This is a genomic window from Pseudomonas sp. D8002 (genome assembly GCF_013385695.1).
In the GTDB taxonomy this organism is placed as follows: Bacteria; Pseudomonadota; Gammaproteobacteria; order Pseudomonadales; family Pseudomonadaceae; genus Aquipseudomonas.
On record NZ_JACAPM010000038.1, the window covers coordinates 16,210 to 37,338 of the forward strand.

24 protein-coding genes and 1 pseudogene are annotated in these 21,129 nt (G+C 60.1%); 6 read left to right on the forward strand and 19 right to left on the reverse strand.

Going from position 1 to position 21,129, the window contains the following annotated elements:
- Nucleotides 1-128: 128 nt before the first annotated feature.
- The 19 genes and pseudogenes from HX807_RS32020 to HX807_RS22740 all read right to left on the reverse strand — a co-directional run bounded on the left by HX807_RS32020 (nt 129) and on the right by HX807_RS22740 (nt 15,271).
- On the reverse strand, nt 129-623 hold the full coding sequence (locus HX807_RS32020; RefSeq protein ID WP_177051276.1) for an ABC transporter substrate-binding protein: 495 nt from the start codon (nt 621-623) through the stop codon (nt 129-131).
- A gap of 229 nt (nt 624-852) precedes the next feature.
- Complete coding sequence (locus HX807_RS22665) at nt 853-1,218, reverse strand: ABC transporter substrate-binding protein (RefSeq protein ID WP_177051121.1); 366 nt, start codon at nt 1,216-1,218, stop codon at nt 853-855.
- A gap of 267 nt (nt 1,219-1,485) precedes the next feature.
- Nucleotides 1,486-1,656, reverse strand: a complete 171-nt coding sequence (locus HX807_RS31760; protein ID WP_256346964.1) for a hypothetical protein — start codon at nt 1,654-1,656, stop codon at nt 1,486-1,488.
- Between the two features lie 2 nt (nt 1,657-1,658).
- Nucleotides 1,659-2,111, reverse strand: a complete 453-nt coding sequence (locus HX807_RS22670; protein ID WP_256346965.1) for a cache domain-containing protein — start codon at nt 2,109-2,111, stop codon at nt 1,659-1,661.
- Nucleotides 2,112-2,203: 92 nt separating this feature from the next.
- Nucleotides 2,204-2,982: pseudogene (locus tag HX807_RS32025) on the reverse strand (dienelactone hydrolase family protein).
- Nucleotides 2,969-3,970: a CDP-6-deoxy-delta-3,4-glucoseen reductase gene (locus HX807_RS22680; protein ID WP_177051122.1), complete on the reverse strand. Its 1,002-nt coding sequence runs from the start codon at nt 3,968-3,970 to the stop codon at nt 2,969-2,971. The pseudogene HX807_RS32025 and the gene HX807_RS22680 overlap by 14 nt, the downstream one beginning before the upstream one ends.
- Nucleotides 3,967-4,419: a hypothetical protein gene (locus tag HX807_RS31540; RefSeq protein ID WP_218174102.1), complete on the reverse strand. Its 453-nt coding sequence runs from the start codon at nt 4,417-4,419 to the stop codon at nt 3,967-3,969. The genes HX807_RS22680 and HX807_RS31540 overlap by 4 nt, the downstream gene beginning before the upstream one ends.
- Nucleotides 4,420-4,429: 10 nt before the next feature.
- Nucleotides 4,430-5,452: a 4-hydroxy-2-oxovalerate aldolase gene (gene dmpG / locus HX807_RS22685; RefSeq protein WP_177051124.1), complete on the reverse strand. Its 1,023-nt coding sequence runs from the start codon at nt 5,450-5,452 to the stop codon at nt 4,430-4,432.
- Between the two features lie 10 nt (nt 5,453-5,462).
- Nucleotides 5,463-6,401 carry an acetaldehyde dehydrogenase (acetylating) gene (locus HX807_RS22690; protein ID WP_177051126.1) on the reverse strand — a complete coding sequence of 313 codons (939 nt, stop codon included), beginning with the start codon at nt 6,399-6,401 and terminating at the stop codon, nt 5,463-5,465.
- Nucleotides 6,398-8,257: a feruloyl-CoA synthase gene (locus HX807_RS22695; protein ID WP_177051128.1), complete on the reverse strand. Its 1,860-nt coding sequence runs from the start codon at nt 8,255-8,257 to the stop codon at nt 6,398-6,400. The genes HX807_RS22690 and HX807_RS22695 overlap by 4 nt, the downstream gene beginning before the upstream one ends.
- Nucleotides 8,258-8,359: 102 nt before the next feature.
- Complete coding sequence (locus HX807_RS22700) at nt 8,360-9,142, reverse strand: 2-keto-4-pentenoate hydratase (protein WP_177051136.1); 783 nt, start codon at nt 9,140-9,142, stop codon at nt 8,360-8,362.
- Between the two features lie 17 nt (nt 9,143-9,159).
- Entirely contained in the window at nt 9,160-10,140 is a 981-nt protein-coding gene (locus HX807_RS22705; RefSeq protein ID WP_177051139.1) for a nitronate monooxygenase family protein, read from the reverse strand.
- A gap of 69 nt (nt 10,141-10,209) precedes the next feature.
- Nucleotides 10,210-11,007 (reverse strand): 3-(cis-5,6-dihydroxycyclohexa-1,3-dien-1-yl)propanoate dehydrogenase, encoded by a 798-nt coding sequence (gene hcaB / locus HX807_RS22710; RefSeq protein ID WP_177051141.1) that lies wholly within the window; start codon nt 11,005-11,007, stop codon nt 10,210-10,212.
- 11 nt (nt 11,008-11,018) lie between these two features.
- On the reverse strand, nt 11,019-11,549 hold the full coding sequence (locus tag HX807_RS22715; protein ID WP_177051143.1) for a 3-phenylpropionate/cinnamic acid dioxygenase subunit beta: 531 nt from the start codon (nt 11,547-11,549) through the stop codon (nt 11,019-11,021).
- A 10-nt stretch (nt 11,550-11,559) separates the two neighbouring features.
- Nucleotides 11,560-12,903 carry an SRPBCC family protein gene (locus HX807_RS22720; protein WP_177051145.1) on the reverse strand — a complete coding sequence of 448 codons (1,344 nt, stop codon included), beginning with the start codon at nt 12,901-12,903 and terminating at the stop codon, nt 11,560-11,562.
- A 37-nt stretch (nt 12,904-12,940) separates the two neighbouring features.
- On the reverse strand, nt 12,941-13,294 hold the full coding sequence (locus HX807_RS22725; protein ID WP_177051147.1) for a non-heme iron oxygenase ferredoxin subunit: 354 nt from the start codon (nt 13,292-13,294) through the stop codon (nt 12,941-12,943).
- Nucleotides 13,291-14,145, reverse strand: a complete 855-nt coding sequence (locus HX807_RS22730; RefSeq protein WP_177051150.1) for a protocatechuate 3,4-dioxygenase — start codon at nt 14,143-14,145, stop codon at nt 13,291-13,293. The genes HX807_RS22725 and HX807_RS22730 overlap by 4 nt, the downstream gene beginning before the upstream one ends.
- Before the next feature lie 4 nt (nt 14,146-14,149).
- Nucleotides 14,150-14,446: an extradiol ring-cleavage dioxygenase gene (locus HX807_RS22735; RefSeq protein WP_177051152.1), complete on the reverse strand. Its 297-nt coding sequence runs from the start codon at nt 14,444-14,446 to the stop codon at nt 14,150-14,152.
- A 6-nt stretch (nt 14,447-14,452) separates the two neighbouring features.
- Complete coding sequence (locus tag HX807_RS22740) at nt 14,453-15,271, reverse strand: alpha/beta fold hydrolase (protein WP_256346969.1); 819 nt, start codon at nt 15,269-15,271, stop codon at nt 14,453-14,455.
- A gap of 441 nt (nt 15,272-15,712) precedes the next feature.
- Here HX807_RS22740 and HX807_RS22745 point away from each other — a divergent pair, with 441 nt between their 5' ends.
- From HX807_RS22745 to HX807_RS22770, 6 genes are all read left to right on the forward strand, one after another.
- Complete coding sequence (locus HX807_RS22745) at nt 15,713-16,288, forward strand: TetR/AcrR family transcriptional regulator (protein WP_177051154.1); 576 nt, start codon at nt 15,713-15,715, stop codon at nt 16,286-16,288.
- Between the two features lie 870 nt (nt 16,289-17,158).
- The gene (locus HX807_RS22750; protein WP_177051156.1) at nt 17,159-17,623 is read left to right on the forward strand and encodes a hypothetical protein; all 465 of its coding nucleotides are present in this window, start codon (nt 17,159-17,161) and stop codon (nt 17,621-17,623) included.
- Nucleotides 17,620-18,357 carry a hypothetical protein gene (locus HX807_RS22755; RefSeq protein ID WP_177051158.1) on the forward strand — a complete coding sequence of 246 codons (738 nt, stop codon included), beginning with the start codon at nt 17,620-17,622 and terminating at the stop codon, nt 18,355-18,357. The genes HX807_RS22750 and HX807_RS22755 overlap by 4 nt, the downstream gene beginning before the upstream one ends.
- A gap of 113 nt (nt 18,358-18,470) precedes the next feature.
- Nucleotides 18,471-18,686 carry an AlpA family transcriptional regulator gene (locus HX807_RS22760; protein ID WP_177051160.1) on the forward strand — a complete coding sequence of 72 codons (216 nt, stop codon included), beginning with the start codon at nt 18,471-18,473 and terminating at the stop codon, nt 18,684-18,686.
- A gap of 4 nt (nt 18,687-18,690) precedes the next feature.
- Nucleotides 18,691-19,569 (forward strand): ParA family protein, encoded by an 879-nt coding sequence (locus HX807_RS22765; RefSeq protein ID WP_177051162.1) that lies wholly within the window; start codon nt 18,691-18,693, stop codon nt 19,567-19,569.
- 14 nt (nt 19,570-19,583) lie between these two features.
- Nucleotides 19,584-21,125: a ParB family protein gene (locus tag HX807_RS22770; protein WP_177051164.1), complete on the forward strand. Its 1,542-nt coding sequence runs from the start codon at nt 19,584-19,586 to the stop codon at nt 21,123-21,125.
- Nucleotides 21,126-21,129 lie beyond the last annotated feature (4 nt).

Here is a 21,129-nt window from a genome sequence, read left to right on the forward strand (position 1 = left end):
ACTGTATGCCAGCTCATACGCTCCACCGCCAGCCAGGCCTCAGGATCAGAAGCTTCGCTACTGCACTGTCAAACACGGCACCGCTCAGCCGTCAGAATCAATCAGAACCCACTTCTGATCCACGGCCCTTACCAGCTCTCGATGTGCTCTTCGCTGCTGACATGACTTTCTGGCGAAAACTCGTAGATGCCATGAGCACCAACCACACGCCCACTGCTCTCCAGGGCCGCACGCAGCGCTTTTCGGAACTCAACGCTTCCTGGGCGGGCACTGCTCAGGGCGTTTGGAGTCGAGGCGGCTATGAGCTGCATAGCGTCATATAAATATGTCCCGAATACAGAAACGCTGTCCGGGCCCATCCCCCGCTCATAGGCTTTTGAGAAGTCGCGCGCTTTTCGCTTTGAGGGATGACTCTCAGGGAGCTGATCCCACACCAAGACAGGTCCGACAGGCAGAACGGCGCCATCCAGCGCCTTTCCTCCCATACGCAAAAATGCCTGATTAGCTGCCGCGTGCGTGTGGTCGATCTGCCCTTTGTATCCGAGTCGCTTCAACTCTGTATGAGGAACTGTCGCGGAGGCTCCTCCGGCAGCAATGAAAATGGCGTCGGGACTGGAGGCCAGGGCTTGTTGCGCCTATACTGATACCGAAGCATCGCTGGGATCGTATCGCTCATCAGAGATAGTTCTGATTCCCGTACTGCCAGCAAAGCGACTCAAAACTCCAAACCACTCATCGCCCTAAATATTGTCACCCTATAATGCCCAGTGATAAGACGCCATGAACCTGCATATACTTGATCAAGGCTTGTGCCATCAACTCATTAGTTTGCGGGATGGTAAAGACCCAGCCCTAGGTTGCCCCCTGAGAAACCAGAGGCGAAAGGATGATGAATGGAGTTGATTTTGATTTCGCAACTTCAGAGATAGGGATAGCGGTGGGAATAATTGAACCTCCGATCAAGACATCGACGTTATGCTCATCGACTAAGCTTTCAAAATTATCTTTTGCCCGACCTGGAATGCTGCCATCATCAATAACCATGTAATCAACTTTTATTCCAGCTATCTCTTTTGGGAATAGTCTGACTGTATAACGCCCAGGAATACCTAAAGATGCCGCAGGGCCAGAGGAGGAGATAGAGAGCCCTACCCTTATGTCCGCCTGCGCCGCTTCCATAAGCGACGCTAGAGCAACAATAATGTGTAAGAAATTCATTCTGTAACTCCAAATTATTGCTCTCATTTTAATGGCTCCAGCCCATTCCCAAGGACGGTTTGAAAAAGGCTGAAAACTTCATATTTCCGGGAAACTCTATTACGCATTCGTAGGTTATGAAAACGCTCGATGCAGTCGAGTAGATACGCTGATGCTTCATCATGGATTCGATACGACAGATGGCCGACGCACTCCCGTTTGAGCTGACCTAAGAAACCTTCACAGACAGTGTTGTCACCGCAATGCTCGACATCGCTCATGCTGCAATCAGTGTGTTGCACTCAGAAAGCGCTGGTGGTCAAGGTCGTCGCCGGCGCGTGAGATCGACTGGCTGGCCAGCTCCATGCTGCTGATCACTTGTTGAGCGGCGTCGACCAAACGGTTGAAGCTATACGCCACCTGGGTCAGCTCGTCGTTGCCATCGAGGGGTAGGAGCATGGTCAGATCGGTCTGCTCGCGCGTCGCGCGGGAAAGCGCCGAGACCGTGTCGTTGAGCGGTGGATGATGGTGCGGATTGGCAGCCGGGCGAACAGTTTGCCGTTGACGTCCTCGAAACCTTCGACCTGCTTACCGACCTGCGCTGGCGCGGTCGGATGCATGACCATCAGGTAGTCGAGGTCGAGGATCAGCAGGTAATTGTCACCCAGATAGCGGATGGTGCTGACAACTTCAGCAGCTTGGCGCTGAGCCTCCTCGAGGCTAAGGTGACCAGCGAACACCTGCTTGTCGTAGTGGGCCAACAGGTCGGATGCGGTATCCAACGGGGTGCAAATACCTGAGATCTTCTCTTCCAGCAGGTTACGCTGCAACACAGAGCCTAACCAAAGGCTCAGGCAGACAATGAACACCACTACACTGAGGATCAAAAGCAGGATGCGCGTGCTAGTACGCATGTGTCGCAACCCGGGCACTATCGGTGTATGCCTCAATTGTTGTTAGGGCAAGTTGAAGGCTGCCGCATTCCTGCGGCATCCATAAGCTTTTTTCAGCTGCTGGCTGACAGCCCTCTTTTAGATCTATCTTGGTCAAATAGCTGTCGCAGAAACTCCATCAGATCCGCCCAGGAACGCTGGTCGGCGACCTTGCGGTAGTTGGGAGAAGCCGGATTGCTGTAGGAGTGCAGCGCGCCCGAGTAGCGCTTGAGGCTGTAGCGCACGCCAGCCTCATACATCTCGACTTCGAAGCGCGACAAATCACTCTCGCTCACCAGCTCGTCGGCGTCGCCATGGGCAACCAGAATCACCGCCTTAACCATGCCGGGGATCGCCGGAGTGTCGGTACCGAGCAGGCCATGGAAGCTGGCCACCCCGATCAGGTCGAGCCCTTGACGTGCCATATCGAGTACCACCCGACCGCCAAAGCAGTAACCTATAGCCGCGACCTGCTGATCGCTGACCTGCGGCTGACGGCGTAGCAGCTCCAGACCGGCCTCGAAGCGCATACGCAGCCGCTCAGAATCGGCCAGTGCATCCAAGTGCGCGCTTCATCGGGCGAAGTGGTTGTTTAACCATTTCCATACATGTCGAGTGCCAATGCCGCATAGCCCTGCTTGGCCAATTGACGGGCGCGGTTGCGCGGATAATCGTTATTGCCCCACCACTCGTGCGCCACCAGCACGGCCGGAGTAGGTTTAGTGCCTGCTGGCAGGGCCAAATACGCCACCAGTGGCACACCATCATTGCCTCGGTAATCCAGGCGCTGCACCATCACGCAAGCACTGTCGTTCATGTACGCTTCTCCTGTAAGAGGGCTAAACGAAGGCATCGGCGAAGAAGTTGTCCGCCAGCAAGCCGAGCTGCTCGACGTAGTCACGTCGTGCCGAGTCGACCACGATAGGCGCGCCGCAGGCATATACCTCGAACTCACGCAGGGAGCGGAAATCCCTGAGTACCTGCTGATGGACGAAGCCCGTCGCACCCTGCCAGTCACACGCCTCGCTGGCATCGGACAACACCGGGGTGTAACTGAGCCAGGGCAGTTCGGCGGTCCATCGCAGCAGTTGCTCGTGGCGGTACAGATCCTCACGTCGGCGCCCCCCCCAGTAAAGGTAGACGGGGCGCGTATTGCCCTGCTCGCGCAGTTGCTCGAGCAGCGCCTGGATCGGCGCGAAGCCGGTGCCACTGGCTAGGAAGATCATCGGCGCAGCAGTGTCACGCAGGAAGAAGGAGCCGAATGGGCCTTCCATGCGCAGCATCGCCTTGGGCTGCAGGCCAGTGAAGACGAAGCCGCTGAACACTCCGCCCGGCATATGGCGAATATGCAGTTCCAGCTGATTGCCGCGCAGCGCAGATGTGGCCATCGAGTAACTGCGTCGTGAGCCATCCTTGAGCAGGAATTGCAGGTACTGCCCCGGGAGATAACGGAAGGTAGTGCCTGGCGGCAACGCCACGCGCAGCACCATCACATCGTGGCTGACCTTCTCCAACGTCATTACCCTTCCGGCCGTCTGCTGGATACTTATCCCGCGCAGTTCGGTAACTTCCGGTGCGTCGATGATCAGGTCGGACTTGGCCCGTGCGCAGCAGAATAGTGCCAGCCCCTCAGCACGCTCCTGCTCACTGAGCACATCCATAGGGCTGTCTCCATGATCGACTGTCCCGGATACCAACCGGCCCTTACAACTGCCGCAGGTGCCCTCACGGCAGCTGTGCTTGAGCATCAACCCATCTGCCAAGGCGCCATCGAGGATAGTCAGTTCCTCCGCCAGCTCGAAGCTCTGGCCTGAAGGTTGAATCTTCACTGCATAAGTCATGAGCCTGTCCTCAGTATCACTTGGCGCCTTGCGGCACCGCCATGGTCACGCGCGAAAGGCAGGCCAGAGCGCACTTTTCGTTGTCGATACGCACTTTCCTGATTTGAATCTTGCGCCCGGGCGAGGCGGGCTTGACCGTGCCACAGACAATCCTTCCGACCACGGCCTGGCGCATGATTACCGTTGGTATCCAACCGAGCACAGTAATAAGTAGCGCTGTCCAGAACGAAAGCGCCAACCCAGGAGGCCAGGGACTCGGTGAAGGCGATGGAGGCGCCGCCATGCAACACACCGGCCGAATTGGCGGTGTGCTCGCCCAACGGCATGCTGCCCTTGAGGTCGTCCGCGCCTGCCACCAACAGACCGATACCAAGATTGCCGTTGAGGCTACGGTCACTACGCCGGTTGCAATACTCCAAGGCGAGCTCGCCCCCGAACCAGATCGACATCACCATCAACTCAGAATTTCTGGCGGGCAGCGAGCAGATCCAGCGCCACGTCGACGATCATGTCTTCCTGGCCACCAACCATGCGCCGTTTGCCCAGCTCGACGAGGATGTCGAGAGTCTTCAGTCCGTACTTCTCGGCCGCCACCTCGGCATGACGCAGGAAGCTGGAGTAGACGCCGGCATAGCCCAGGCCGAGAGTTTCGCGGTCGACCCGTACCGGGCGATCCTGAAGCGGCCGCACCAAGTCGTCGGCGGCGTTCATCAGATTGTAGAGGTGGGTGCCGTGATTCCAGCCCATGCGCTCGGCAGCGGCGATGAACACCTCCAGCGGGGCGTTGCCGGCGCCGGCGCCCATGCCGGCCAGGCTGGCATCGACACGGTCACAGCCCTCTTCCACCGCGACGATAGAGTTGGCCACGCCGAGGCTGAGGTTGTGGTGGGCGTGCATGCCAGTCTGGGTCTCGGGATTCAGCGTGGCCTTGAACGCGCGCATACGGTCACGGATGTCGTTCATGTTCATTGCGCCGCCGGAGTCGGCCATGTAGATGCACTGCGCGCCGTAGCTCTCCATCAGCTTGCCCTGACGCGCTAGTTCCTCGGCCGGAATCATGTGGCTCATCATCAAGAAGCCCACGGTATCCATCCCCAAGCTGCGGGCGTATTCGATGTGTTGCTTGGACACATCGGCCTCGGTGCAGTGGGTGGCCACACGCACGGTGCGTGCACCGGCATCATAGGCGGCCTTGAGATCATGCACCGTGCCGATTCCCGGCAACAGCAGCACAGCGATGCGCGCGTGCTCGATGACATCGGCGGCCGCTTCGATCCACTCAAGGTCGCTGTGCGCGCCGAAGCCGTAATTGAAGCTGGACCCCTGAAGGCCGTCGCCATGGGTCACTTCGATGGAGTCGACCCTGGCCTTGTCCAGCGCGCGGGCGATGTCCTGCACGTTCTGGATCGAGTACTGGTGGCGTATGGCGTGGCTACCATCACGCAGGGTGACGTCGGAGATAAAAAGTTTCTTGCCGTTCATATCAGTGTCCTCAACCGTTGAGCATCGACAGGGCCATACGCTCGGCGGTGGCCAGCGCGGCGGAGGTCATAATGTCGAGATTGCCGGCGTAGGCCGGCAGGTAATGGGCGGCGCCTTCAACCTCGAGGAAGATCGAGGTCTTCAGGCCGCTGAAGCGACCGTGGCCAGGGATGTTCAGTGGTGCTGACTCAGGGATGATGTCGAACTGCACCCTTTGCTTGAGACGGTAGCCCGGGACATAGGCCTGCACGGCGGCGGCCATGTCCTCGATGCTAGCGGCGATCCTGGACTGATCGGCGGCTTCACTTAGCACGAACACGGTGTCGCGCATCATCAAGGGCGGCTCCGCTGGGTTCATGATAATGATCGCCTTGCCCTTGGCAGCCCCGCCGATCACCTCGATTGCCTTGGAAGTGGTCTCGGTGAACTCGTCGATATTGGCGCGAGTGCCTGGGCCGGCGGATTTGCTGGCGATCGAGGCGATGATCTCGGCATAGTGCACCTTAGCAACACGCGAGACAGCCGCCACCATGGGGATAGTGGCCTGGCCACCGCAGGTGACCATATTGACGTTGAGCTGTCCGAGGTTCTGCTCTAGGTTGACCACCGGCACGCAATAGGGACCTATCGCGGCCGGGGTCAGATCGATCAGGCGAATACCGGGCTTGTGGCCCCGCAGAAATGCGTCGTTCTTCACGTGCGCGTATGCAGATGTAGCATCGAAGACGAAGTCGATCTCGTTGAAGATCGGTAGGCGGGTCAGACCCTCGACGCCTTCATGGGTAGTGGCCACGCCCATTCGTGATGCTCGGGCCAGACCGTCGGACGCTGGATCGATACCGACCATAACACCCATTTCCAGATACTGCGCGTTGCGCAGCACCTTGATCATCAAGTCGGTACCAATGTTGCCCGAGCCGACGATAGCGACTTTCAATTTCTTGCTCATGCGGATTCTCCATAGGCTTCGGCGAGCAGAATTACGGCGGGGTCGAGGGTCTCGGCGTAAAGCCGCTTGACCTGCTCGGCGCGCAGGCTCAGAGCCATGCGCTGATTGATATAACCCTTGTCGGTGATTTCGCCGGCGTCCGGGCTTGGTGGCGTATCAAGGATCAACGCGCGGAAGGCGTGCTGCGACGAAGCGGGGTATTGCTTGGCCAGTGCCTGCAGTCCGGCGTACAAGGCCAGGCGCACTTCAGGCAGCAGCGCCAGTTCATCGGCGCTCAGCGTCGCCCCGACGGTACCGGCCAGCTCGCGAAGCGCTGGGCTGGGATAGATCAGCGCACCGATCATTTCCTGGTCATGGCCGCAGATCACACAGTCTGTTGCATAGGGCGCCAGAGCGCTGACCAGCTTGGGCCGTAGGGTGCCGACAGAGACCCAGGTGCCGCTACTGAGCTTAAAGTCCTCGGTGACCCGGCCATCAAACTGGATGCCTAGCTCGGGCCGTTCGGGATCGACCAGGCGTCCGGCATCGCCGATGCAATAGAAGCCTTCGGCATCGAAAGCCTCGGCGGTCTTTTGCGGCGCGCCCAGGTATTCACGAAACACCGAGGGGCCACGTACACGCATCTCATGCTTACCGCCGGATGGCACGAACTTGATCTCCGTTCCCGGCACCGGCAAACCGATGGTACCGGGGCGGTCGATCAGGTAATGCACGCTGGTCAGCACCGGCGTAGTTTCCGTGGAACCCCACTCGCTGGCGAAGAACAACCGCTCGCTGCGGACCTTGCGCGCACAGGCGACCAGCCGATCCCAGGTGCTGACGGGCAGCGAGGCCGCCGCGTAGAGCAGCAGCTCCAGGCGGCCAAACAGCGCCTGGGCCAGTTCCTCGTCGCGCTCCAGATAAGGCAGCAACACGTCATAGCCACGCGGCACGTTAAAGTACAGGGTCGGCTTGACCAGCTTTATGTTCTCGATGCTGCGTTCGATCAGGCCAGGCACGGGACGGCCATCGTCGATATACAGGCTGCCGCCGTTGCGCAGCACCAGATTGAAGTTGTGGTTGGCGCCGAACACGTGGCTCCACGGCAGCCAATCCAGCACCACCACCGGCACCTGTTCGAGGAACGGCCAGCACTGGGCGATGGCCTGCTGGTTGGCGCAGAGCATGCCGTGGCTGTTGACCACCGCCTTGGGCGTCCCGGTCGAACCCGAGGTCATCAGGTAGCGCGCCGGGGTGTCGCCAGTAACTCGCGCGAAAGCTTGCATCACCGCCGGCGTCTCGGTCTTATAAAGCTGCGCCAGCGGCCAGGCACCCGGATATTCCTGGGCATTGCGTGCGGCCACCACAAGGCAGTCGGGCCTGATCAGCTCCAGCGCACGGTAGTAGGCATCACTATCGCTCACGAAAATCACGGCCGGGTCGAGTACCTCGATGATCGCCTTGAGCTTGCTGCAGCCATCGCCGGTATGGCGCGCATAAGCCACCGAGGTGGTAGCCACGGGAATGCCGACGTGCAAGGCAGCTAGGCTAAGCAGCGCCTGATCGACGTCGATGTCGGACAGGTTGAGCACCGGGCGACCCGCAGGAATGTCCAGGTCGAGCAGGCCCTGGGCTAGGCTGCCGACGCGCTGGCGCACCTCACGGTAGGTCATGCGGTGCCAACCGCCATTGTGCCGCTCGGCCAGATAGACCTGATCGGGGCGCTCGCATGCCCAGCGTTCCAGCCATTCGCCGATGCAACGCGCATAGGGTTGCAGGGGTTGCGGCGAGCGCAGGACGAATTCGCCATTGTCGCGCGGTTCGAAAATTACCTCGGCAGGGGCCAGCCGTGCCGCAAGGTTCGGGGAATCGGTCATATCCAGGTGCCTCGTGAGTCGGCACGGGGCCGCTCCTACGGTTGTTTTTGTAAAGCACTGATCTGTTTGGGCCGGCTTAGAGGCCCTGCACGCAACGGTGATTCAGATGAACCGGCAGCTCACCTCGCCCAGTCGGGTCAAACGCAGACGCAGGCTGTCGCCGGCTACCACCGGGGTCATCGGTCCCAGCGCACCGGACAGCAGCACATCGCCGGCACGCAGCGGCTGGCCGAGTTCGGCCATGGTGCGCGCCAGCCACAGGCAGGCATTCAGCGGGTTGCCCAGGCAGGCCGCACCGAGACCGACCGAAGCCTGCACACCGTTCTTCTCCAGCAGCATGCCTTCGAGGGTCAGATCGAGGCCGTCTAGCTTCACCGGCTGATCGCCGAGCACGTAGAGGCCCGAGGAGGCATTGTCGGCGACGGTGTCGACCAGGGTGATCTTCCAGTCCTCGATGGCCGAGTCGACGATCTCCAGCGCCGGAAGCAGGTAATCGACGGAGCTGATCAGCTCGCCCAAGGTCGTGTCGGCATTCGGCAGATCGCGGCCGAGGACGAAGGCGATCTCACCTTCGGCCTTCGGCTGGATCAGCCGTGCGGTAGGCACATCCTGGCCATGGCGGTATTCCATATCGGCGAACAGCATGCCGAAGTCTGGTTGGTCGACACCCAGTTGCTGCTGCACAGCCAGCGAGGTGAGCCCTATCTTGCAGCCGCTGAGGCGACGACCGACGTCCAGCGCTGCGCGGGTGTTGATGGCCTGCACGTCATAGGCATCCTGCAGGCTGGCAATGTCGAAAAGCTCGGACACCCGACCGCAGGGTTGTCGGCTCTGGCGCGCCTGGGCAAGTGCGGCGGCGGCGGATTGCAGATGGGTATGGCTCATGATCGGTGCACTCCTGTTCAACGACGGTTTTGGCCCAGCGGGCGGTCGAGGCTGACGCGATAACCATCGACCAGCTCGCTGACGAGTTCGGCGACGCTGGACGGACGAGTGATCTGGCCCACGCCCTGGCCAGCCGACCAGACGTGCTTCCAGGCCTTGTTGGCGCTGGCGATATTGCCGGAGAAGTCGACGCTGGCTTTGCCTTCGGCGCTGGCATCGATGCCAGCCTTCTCCATCGAGGGGCGCATCCAGTTGGCGAGCACGCCACTGACGGCCTTGCTCAGCACCACGTCATCCATGCGGCAGTCGACAAGCATCTGCCGGTAGTCGTCATCGACCAGGCTTTCGTGCGTGGCGATCAGACGGGTACCCACCACGGCGAAGTCATAGCCCAGCACCTGCGCGGCGTGCACATCGCGGCCATTGGAAATGGCTCCGGCGATGCCCAGCGGGCCGTCCCAGAAACTACGTACTTCCTCGACGAAGGCGAACGGGTTGTTGGTACCAGTGTGGCCACCAGCGCCGTTGCACACCAGAATCAGCGCATCAACGCCAGCATCGGCGGCCTTGCGCGCCATCGCCGGGGTAATCACGTCGGCCATCACCACACCACCATAGGCGTGCACGTCTTCAAGTACCCGCTTTGGGCTGCCGAGGGCGGTGGAGACGATCGGTGGCTGGAAGCGCTTCACCAGTTCCAGCTCGGCGGCGAACCGGTCGTAGGTGCTGTGCACAATCATGTTGAGCATCCATGGCGCCAGCGTGGTACCTGCCGCCTGGACCTGCTCGCGCTCGGCGGTGATCTGCTGCAGCCACTGTTCGAGGATTTCCACCGTACGGGCATTGGGCGCCGGCATGCTGCCGATAATGCCGGCATGACAGCAGGCGCTAAGCAGCTGCGGACCGGAGACTAGGAACATCGGCGCCGCCAGCACAGGCACGGGCAGCGCAGCGAACAGCTCCAGCACCTTGTGCTGGGAAGGGGTATGCGCACTCATCGGCAATGACTCATCTTATGTTTGTTATCAGTAACGCTTATTGCGGTACTTCGTTGTCGGTTTCTCTGCCTAACGACCACCCGCGCTGCGGACTTCCCAGCCACCATCGCTATGGATGATGTGCGCGGTGGTCAACGACGAATTCTCTCGCGAGGCCAGCAGCACGTAATGGCCGGTGTGATCCTCCGGCTCGGCAATGCGCTGCAGGGGCACCGCACGCGCGGCAGCTTCCTCGAAACCAGGAATGGCATTGAGTGGCTGGCTTCGCTTGTTCAGGCCCTCTAGGCTTTTCATCGGCGTATTGGTAGCGCCAGGTGCGACGCCGTTGACGCGAATGTCAGGCGCCAGCTCGTAGGCCAGTTGGCGGATCATGCCAACCAGCGCGTGCTTAGCGGTGACGTAGAGAATTCCGCCGCCGCCGGCGTAGAAGGCGCTGTTGGACAGGGTGAAAATCATACTGCCGCGTGTCTCGCGCAGAGCATCGGTGGCGCATCGCGCGCCGAGTAGATACCCCTGCACGTTGATCGCGAACAGGCGCTGGAAGGCCTGCTCCAGCTCCTCCGGGGCGATACGGTCGAGACGAGTGAAGTAATCGAATACCGCCGCGTTGCCGACGAACGTATCCAGCTTGCCGAAAGCCTCCAGCGTCTGCGCCACCGCGCGCTGGTTGTCGGCGAGGCTGGAAACGTCGCCCTGGATCACCACCAAGGCATCACCCAGCTCAGCCTGCAGTGCATCGAGCTGCTCGCGGTTGCGCGCCATCACGCCGACCCGCGCCCCTTCCTGCACATAGCGGCGCACGATGGCGCTGCCGATTCCGCCAGTGCCGCCGGTCACCAGCGCCACCTGTCCTTCTAACCAACCCATGAGGCGCTCCTTCAGAGAAAGGTGTTAATGTTCTTGCACAGCAACATTGCATTGGGGATGAGGATCTTGCGCTTAAGCAGCTTCAGTCCATCTGCCTCGCGGCGGATAATGTCCTCGCGCCGCCCGGTGATCTGGTGCTGCTCGTCAAGGCCACGGCTACGCACGTTGATGAAGCACGAGTGGACGATATATTCGTTTGCTTTGGCCCCGGCGAGGACCTCGACATTGGTAACTAGGTGTACGTTGCGCGTCGGCGGGTTCTCGGCCCAGGCCGACGGCTGTTTGAAGCGCGCCACGCGACGCTGCAGCTCGCGCAGACCGTCGTCGAAAAAGGCCATGTGCTCAAGCTTATAGGGCCCGGAGCGGTCCTCGCGACGGCGGTTCTCGATGCCAGGCATCCAGTAGTGGATGGCCTCGGACAGACCCGCCAGCCAGTCATCCCAACGTTCGTCATCGAGCAAACGGGCTTCACGCAGGAGGAAGGCCTCGACTTCACGGGCCTGTTCGAACGGCACCGGCAGTTCACGATCGATATCAGTCATGGCGTTCTCCTCAGCGCATCTTGCCGTTGCGATCCGGCACATCCGCCCAGGTCGGCGACTGCAGCAGATCTTTCCAGCGCTGATAAAAGGCGCGGGCGTTGCATTCGTTGAGTTGGCCACGGAAAACGTTGCCGGGCAGCTCGCTGCCGTCGATGCGCGTGTGCATGCCGAGTCCAACGTACAAGTCCTGGTAGCGAGTGACCATGCCGCGGCTAGTTTTGGTGCAGTACTCCCAGTTCTCGCCGTCGTCCATCTCGAACACGCCGGTGGGCGAGAAGGTCATCATCGCGCCACGGCGCCACTTGTCCTTGATCTCCTGCGGGGCGTTCTTGTTGACGATCACCCAAGTGTAAAGGTCGATCTTATCCGGCCCACGTGGCTGCCAGACGCGCACAGTGTTTTGTCCCGGAAGGAAGGAGAAGTTGGGGAACACGGTGAACGAAGAAATCGCACCAATCAGCTTGGAGCGGAACTCGCCCAAACGCTCGGCCACCTTCGGCCGCAGGGTATGCAGGTATTTGTTGATTTCGCGCTCGCCGAGGGTTGCGGCGTTGCCCACTACATCGGTGGCAAACTCGTAGCCATGGCCGTTCCAGTTCACCGAGTAGGATTCCGGCAGCTCGCCGACATTGGTCACCGGCCCGCCGAGCATGGCCTTGGCCGCCGAGTCGTGCGTCCAGCCGCCGTGGAGGATGTCACCGACGAAGTTCTCGGCTGCGATCTTCCAGTTACATTCGATGGTCGAGCGGATGCAACCGCCGAAAAACTCGCTGCCGCCCTCGTCCATGTCGAGCATCACATCCAGGTACCAGGTCATCGGTCCGAGGTATTCTTCCAGTGTCGGCGCATCTGCCGCGAAGGTGGCGAACACTAAGCCCTTGTAACTGGCCACACGCGCCTGGCGCAGGCCGTGCTGGGACTTGTCGAAGCCGCTTTCCTCGTAGCACTTGGATTCGTGCATACCCATTAGCCGGCCACCATCGGCACCGAATGACCAGCCGTGGTAGTTACAGATGAAACCACGCGCGTGGCCCGCTTCGGCGAAGCACACCTTGTTACCACGGTGCGGGCAGGCATTAAGCATGACGCGGATCGAAGCATCCTTCTGCCGCACTACTAGAACCTCGTCCTCACCCATGGTGGTGGTCAGGTAGTCACCGGCTTTGGGTAGCTGCGACTCATGGGCAACGAACAACCAGCAACGAGCGAAGACCTTCTCCAGCTCCTGCTCGTAGATTTCCTTGTCCCAGAAGATTTTGCCGGACATCCGACCCGACTCCATGTCGCAGATACGGTCGAGGTTCTTCAGCGGTTCGCTGCTTTCGATCGGCCGGAGTTTGATGATCTCATTCATGGCGCTCACACGGTCTTTTTCTTGTTGGGTGGTTGGTTCAGATCGGGCTGGCGGCGGCCAGCTCGGCCTCTTCCGACTCGGCCGAGGTATCGGCGAATACCTCCTTGTCGGTGGTGATGATGCGGTAGGTACGCACCGCTCTCTCGCAAGGGAAAGTCACCGCTTGGCCGCTGGGAATGTGAAACTGTCCCCAGTGCACCGGGCAGGTGATCAGGTCACCTTCCAGGTCACCTTCGGCCAGCGAGGCTGTGGCATGAGTACACATATCGGCGGTGGCATAGAACTTGCCATCGAGGTTGTACACGCAGATGTCACCCGCCTCGCCACCGGCAACCTTCTTCAAGGTGCCCGGTTCGAGCTCATCGCGTTTACAAAGGAATATCTGGCTCATCGGGTCATCTCCTGGGGATACAACTGAAGAAAACCGAGGCCGGTCACCCAGGCTGGCACCGGCTCGTAGGCGATCACTTCACCACGAGCGTTGGGCACGGCCGCCATGGCCAGGGCGAAGTTGCGGATTTCCATTGCGCCATTGCCACCACGCTCGAGAATATCCTCGTCGCGATAGGCGCACAGCGCCTCAAGATCACCCTTGATGCCCAGGCTCAGCACTTCGTGGTCGAAGTCTTCGCTGACCCGGCCCATGTCGTGGGTGCCGACGCGGTGGCTGATGCCGCCACTGCCGATCACCACCACGCGCTCGTCTGCGGCGAAGCTCTCGACGGCTGCACGGATTTGGCGGCCAAGGTCGGCGGCGCGACGGAGACTAATGTAAGGGTCGACGCCGCAGGCCAGATACACCGGGATGCTCGGCAGCTCACGGCCCAGATGCTGTTCGGCGACCTGGACGATCAGTTGGTGCGGGATGGCGAAGGAGTGATCCATGGTGAAGCTGCGCGCCACCGTCCAGTCGATGTTCTGCTTCTCACCCTGCGCGACAATGTGATTGGCCAGTTGCTCCTGATTCTTCACCACTCGGCGCGGCAACCCTGGTAGGCGGTCAATCGGTCCGTCGACGTCGCCTGTACCGATCAGGTAGCGCGGCAGGCAGTGGGTGCCGAAGAGGATGTAATGGTCGCAACCGACGATGATCACAGAAGTGGCGTCCAACTCGGCCAGGCGCTCACCACACTGCCGGTAAGCATCCCAGATCACGTCACGTTGCGCCTGCGTCGGCGCCTCAGGGGCAACGAACATCACTGGGTCATGCGGCACCCAGAAACCGCCAACGATCTTGCCCATGACTCTACCCCTTCAAGGCCGCGGAGAAACCCGCGCTGTTTTCATCGGTCGCCCCGAGCAGAGCTTTGTACTGCTTCATGCTTGGAGTGGGCGACAATTCCTGCCAGAAACCCATGGTCAGCATAGGATTGACCCCAATGCGCTGAAGGGCGGCAACATCAAAACCGGCAACCATTTCTACTTCCTCTTCACTCAAGGCGAAGCGAGACAGAAAATGGCGAGGATCTTCACGAAACTTGTCCTTCGCCGCGCGCTCGGTGGACAACTGCCAGAGCACACGCTCCAACGTATTGCGACTCATGGCGCATCACTCCGAAAGAAAGTCGCGCACCAAGGCGACAAAGCGGCGCGGCTGCTCGGCCTGCACCCAGTGGCCGCAACGGCCGAACAGATGCAGGTCGGCATCCGGCACACTGTTGGCGATCAGCAACCCGCATTGGGGCGGCACCACACGGTCTTCGCGGCCATGTACCACCAGGGTCGGCGCGGTAATCTTGGCGAGCGCGGCGGCCGGGAAGCCCTTGACGATGGTTTCGCCATCCGGGTTCGGCTGCGGGATCAGCTTGCGCAGCGCAGCTTGGGCACCAGGACGGGCTGAGGCTTCGTAGCGACTCTGAACCAGCTCGGGCGTGATCAAGTCCTGCTCATAGGGAAAAAGCGCCATCAGCTCACGCATGTTGTCCAGCGACGGCTCATATTCCCAAGCACCACGCAGGCCAGCGGTCTGCACAAATTCGCCAGCAGGCGTTCCAAGCAGCACCAGGCGCTTGACCCGCTCCGGCGCAAACACCGCCAGACCGATGGCCAGAGCACCGCCGAAGGAATTGCCGACGAAAGACGCCTTATCGATATCGAGCGCGTCCATGATGCCGACCAGATGGGATACCCATAGTTTGATATCATATTTGATGTCATTCTTGAGCTCAGTAAAGCCAAAACCGGCGATATCCGGAACGATCACCCGCCACTTGTCGGAGAAAGCCGGCATGCTCTTCGCCCAGTTACTCCAGCCAGAAACCCCAGGGCCCGAGCCATGCAGCAGAAACAGCGCCTCACCCTGGCCAGCCTCGTGATAATTGGTCTTATGACCTGCCGCAACCAAGCTCTTGCCGATATCTTCCATCATGCCTCCACGACTCTTGTCCCATCAGAATACAGATGTGTATGTGTATGTTAGAGAAGCAAGCCAACGTCGTCAACACTCTTCAATACACCAATGTACGCTCCCATAGCCAAATGAGAAGGCCAATGCAGCGGAAAGCCCTAAAAATGCGGAATACACCACTGCTTACCAACCGTCACCCCACCAAAATAAAAACATACATTTATGTACCTTGATGGCGTTTACGCATAGAAGATTCGCTGATCCATCCATCGTAGGGTGCTGGAGACCTTCAGGAAGCTGAGATGCAGCAATGAATGCTGGATGAGAAATGGTGACAATTGCGGGCTCGCGACATGCATACCATGCCCAGGGGGGAAACATGAGTTAGAATCCCAACCTCGTAGCCGACCGTCAGCCATACACGGCCGAACCTTTTTAACCCTCAGTACAAGGCCCCCAACAATGTCTGTACGCCCCAATCTGACCCGAGAAGATTGGATCCATGCCGCCCAGCAGGTACTGGTCAAGGGCGGCGTCGATGCCGTCCGAGTCGACATGCTGGCCAAGGAACTGAACATCACTCGCGGCAGCTTCTACTATCATTTCAAGAGCCGTAACGAGCTGCTCGAAGGCATCCTTGGAGACTGGCGCACACGTGCCACGGAAGACGTCATCCTCCACTTGAGCGATGCCAAGGCCACGCCACAGCAACAACTTCAGCGCCTGATGGAACTACCCCTGCACGGCCAGACCGCCATAGAAGCCGCTGCCATCGAGCTAGCCATCCGAGCCTGGGCGCGCCGTGACGAGCACGCCCGCCAGTCCATCGACGAAGTCGATCGCTATCGCCTCAGCTACATCAAAGGTCTGCTACTGCAGGCCGGCGTCGACCCGCAGGACGCCAGCGACCGTGCCTACCTGATCTATGCCTACCAGATAAGCCTTTCGCTGCTGAACAACAGCGAACCGGTAGGCGAGCGCATGGCACGTAATAACCGCCTCGGCGAGTTGCTGGTGCCCACCTCACACCCCGCCTGAGGCCTATAGCGGCCGACAGCGACGGCCGCACCTACAAGGCTAGGTGCCCCCAAGCGCCGCCCCTTAACTCCGCCGCTCATAATCGATACCTCAGATTGTTGGGCTGACGGCCGGTCAGTCCCATCATCTCCACGCCTCATCCCTCCATGGTCAGTTAATACAAGACCGTCTGCAGCACGTCGCCATCAGCCCCTGCGAAGCTTTCAAGCTTTACGGGCTACCCGTGTTCAACCACGTGCACTAAGTACTGACCAAGCCGATCAGGCCGCAACTTTGCTGTCCATTCCTTGCCAATACACGACCATGTCGGCGAAACGGTCGCCATTGAGCCCTCCGCCGCTCGGTGGACAGTTAAAATTCTGCGTCAGCGGCCTGAATCCGGGCAACGGGAGTGAAGGTTAAGTACTTGTCATTTAATGCATGGTGGGTTTGAATTGCGGTCTTATGCCGTAGTTCGTCAAGCATTCCACCGATGCGTTGAGCGCTCGCCGATGCAGCCCGGGCTTTTGCCGCACACGTCGAGCGTGGGGCTTTACCGGGACCGGAGCACAGGTTTTGACCTCCAGCCCATGCCCTGCTCACTGCCACTACGTCCATCGGTTGACAATCTGCACTTGAAAACGGAACGTAACAGTGTTCTGACTGTTACGCTCCGCCCTACCAACGCCGGCTGGCGGCTATCGCAATTCACTGTAAGTTGCTTGCGCCATATGGGGTAACACTGCGGGGGGGGTGATCAACGGCGTCAACTATCGACTAAATGTCAAAGGTGTTGCGTTCATCCTACGTCACGGCGAATGCAAACTGCTGCTGGTCGATCGCGAGTTTGCCAACCCCGCGGCGGCGGCAATGGAGCGGCTCTGATATCCCTTGACAGTGATCGATATCAACGACCATCTCGCGCCCATCGAGCCGGCGATTGGCGAGACCGACTATGAACGCTTGCTTGCAAGCGAAGGGCAACCGATTGCCCTCTACTATATCTCCGCCACCACCGGCGACCCCAAGGGCGCGGTTGCCAGCCATCGCGGCACCTATCTGATGAGTCTGCTGGAGCTTACCACCTGGCCAACGGGCCGAGCGTCCGCGCTATCTGCGGACGCTGCCGAAGTTCCATGCCAATGGCTAGTGCTTTGCATGGGCGATCACCGCCGCAGATACCCACGTATTCCTGCACAGCTTGTCGCTTCTGCTCCTTCGTCGCTGAACAAATGTTTTCGAGAACTGTCACGTTCATGTTGTCGAAATTATCCCGTGTTAGATCGCTCGCTGGACACATGCACCGCCCTCGCCAGCGATTTCAGGAAGAACGCAGCAGGAGGCTGTGTGCCATGATCTCGATCAGAAGCTCTTATCATCCTATCGACGCAGCCATTCTATGGTGTGGCCTTGCCGACCACGAGGAAGAAATCCTGCGGGTCGATCTTTCCCACCCAGGCAGCCTGCTCAAGCATTTTCCCCAGTGGCCGTTTCTGCACATTTACGCGGAATGTATCTACGACGCCATTGTCAGTGGTGAGCTGCCAGCGACGTGCTTGGGCCGCCCAATTACGTTGGACAACCAGGTACATCGAGAGTACTGGACTATTCGGCGTGCCGATTTGCTGGTCTGGTTCGCTCGCAACTACCCCGGTGAAAAGCCTGCGTTCCTATTCCCGCAGAATCTCAACCATTTGAACTGTGTCAGCCTTAATGCTCATCTGGTACAGGAAGCAGAAGTCTCTGCTGCCCAGCGCACGATCGACAAGCTGCGCGACGAGCTTGCAGCAAGGGCTGAAGAGCTGGCAACGCTCACCTCATGTAATAGCGAGCTGACAACGCGACTTGAGGCCCAGGGCATTCCCTCCGAGGCCTCCGAAAGCACGCACAACATGCTCGTGGGCGCCATGCTGGCAGTGACGGTAGGCAAATCGAAGGACGGCCGCCAGCAGTCGATCTACAAGTCCCAGAGCGATCTGGTCCAAGAGATTTTGCGCCGTTTCCCGGGGTTGCCGAGCTTGAGCAAAAGCACCATTGATCGGAGATTTGCCCACGCGCGCCGGTATTTTGCCCAGGTAGGGCGGGGCTGAAATCGCATTGTCAGGCAATGCTCGGCATTGCCTGACAATGTTTTTTCTTCCGCGTCGAACTTCACTGACTGTCACATCCCACTGCGCACCACATGGTGCTAAGGAGTGACATCATGCAACCGATCAGCCCTGCCCCGCTGCCTGCCGACCGCCACATCATGCGCCGCAACGAGGTGGAGCAAAGAACCGGCTTCAAGCGTTCGCACATCTACAACCTGATGAAAGCCGGGCTGTTCCCACAATGCCGGCGCATAGGTGCTCGCGCCGTCGGTTGGGACTCGCTGGAAATCGAGCAGTGGGTGCATGATCGACTGTCGGCCAGGGAGTAGCGTCATGGACGTCCTCTCGCTGATCTCAACCAAGGGCGGCGCGGGCAAAACCACTATCGCCGCCAACCTGGGCGGTATGCTCGCCGATGCGGGCCTTCGTGTCCTGTTGCTGGATCTGGACAGCCAACCGACGCTGTCCAGCTACTACGCGTTGCGTGAATCCCGTGAGGCTGGTGGCTACGAGTTTATCGCGCAACGACTCACGGCACCTGAACAGGTGATTTCCGCCACCGTCATCCCGCATCTGGACCTGATCGTCTCCAATGACCGCGCCGGGCACATCAGCACCCTGCTATTGCACGCCGCCGACGGTCGTCTGCGCCTCCGCAATATGCTGCCGGCTTTCTCGAGTCTCTACGACGTGCTGATCATCGATACCCAAGGCGCGCGCAGTGTCGTCGTGGAGATGGTTATCCTCGCGTCCGACTGTGCGCTGTGTCCGGTCCCCCCAGAAATGCTCGCCGCACGTGAACTGCGGCGTGGCACGCTGGCGCTGTTTGAAGAGTTGGAGCTCTACCGCTACCTGGGCGTCGCTTTACCATCGGTGAAGCTACTGCTCAACCAGGTCAACGCCAATCGTCGTGACACGCGCTTGATCATGCAGAGCCTGCAAGCTTCTTTCCACGCCGATCCCCATGTCAGCGTCTGCACCACGGTCATCCCCGACCGTGTGGCCTACCCCAATGCCGCCTCGCTGGGACTGCCGGTTCACCGCGTCGAGCCCACTCCACCATCCGGCAGCAGCGGCCCTTGCGGTGCGGCGGTCATGCGCGCGCTGGCCATCGAATTATTTCCGCACTGGGCTGAGCGACTTGTCGACTCGGGCGCACAGGAGCCGGGCCAATCGTTCGTAGCCGACCGCCGGCTCAGTCGTCGTGGCTGAAGGGAGAGTCTGTGATGAAGCCGCCCTCCTCCAACGACATCACCCGTCAATTGCAGCAGGCGCATTTTCCGCAGAATCATGGCCGCGACACTACGCCTATGCCCATCGGTGACACACCGCTGGTGGTCAGCCTCGAACAACTGCGCCCGTACGAACTCAACCCACGGGTGGTCCGCAACCCGCTGTATGACCAAATCAAAGCCTCGATCCGCGAACGCGGCCTAGACCAGCCCCCCGCGATAACACGCCGCCCGGGTGAGCCGCACTTCATCATCCGCAACGGCGGCAACACGCGTTTAAGCATCCTCGGCGAACTGTGGCAGGAAACCCGGGAGGAGCGATTCTTTCACATCCACTGCCTGTTCCGCCCTTGGCTGTCCGAGTCGCATGCCTTGATCGGGCACCTGGCCGAAAGTGACCTGCATGGTCAGCTTACGTTCATTGAGCGAGCCCTGGCGGTGGCGAAACTCAAGGACATGTTGCAGGCGCCGGATACCCCTCTCAGTCAGCGAGAACTGTCCACACGCTTGAGCAAGAGCGGCTACCCGATTTCGCAGTCGCACATCAGCCGTATGTTCGACACCCTCGAGCATCTGCTTCCGGTTATTCCACAGGTGTTGTATGCCGGTCTGGGCAAGCCCACCATCGTCCGAGTCATAAACCTGCGGCGCCGGGCAGAGTCGATCTGGAATCAGTATTTGGGGGACGTTCAACAATTTGCGCTGTTGTGGTTCGAAGCGCTGTCGGCGTTCGACAGTGATAGGCCCGAGCTGAACTGGGGTGAGCTGCAGGACGAACTGATCGCCAGGATGGCGGTGCAGTTGAAGCAGACACCCCGCCTCCTAGCGCTGGAAATGCATCAGGAATCGCATCGCTCACTCCCGCCTTCTGACACGCCTCAGCCTCTCCCGCAAGCCTCACACCGCGAGTCCTTCCCCCAGACATCTGCCAGCGAAGCCGAAGCACAATCGGCGTATCAATCGCCCGCACCTGAGCCGATGAACAGCGCGGACAACACTGCGGCAGCCGAGGCGCCACGCCTCCCCAACATCCGCGAAGCGCTGAGTGATGACGAACCGCTTGCAGCGGGGTGGCCAAACACCCTTGAGGTCGGTGAGCCCTCCCCGCGCTCCGCCTCACCTCGCGCACCGATACAGGATGACATCAATGCATTGCGTGAGCGTTGCGCCGCCCTGGCGACTGACCTAGCAACCTATGCCGAAGCAAGTGCCATGGTCAAACCGCACGCAGAGGGCTTGGGTTTCACCCTGGCCATCGAACATGGCCCGCAGTTGAGCCCACGACACACCGGCATTCAGCTAGTGCTTTCGGCCCTGCTGCGACTGCAGGACGACGTGACCTGGCAGCAACGCCAGCAGTTGCCGGCCGCACTGTTCGGCCAACTGCTGATTGGCGCTTACGACCTGCCCTTCCTCGAACGCCCTGCCCTGACCGTGGGCCTTGAACGACTACCCAATACCCAGCTGGAGCAGCTGTTCAGCCTAATCCGCCACGCCCGGCAGTTGATCGACCTGACGCTGTCGTCCAATCGTTAAGTGA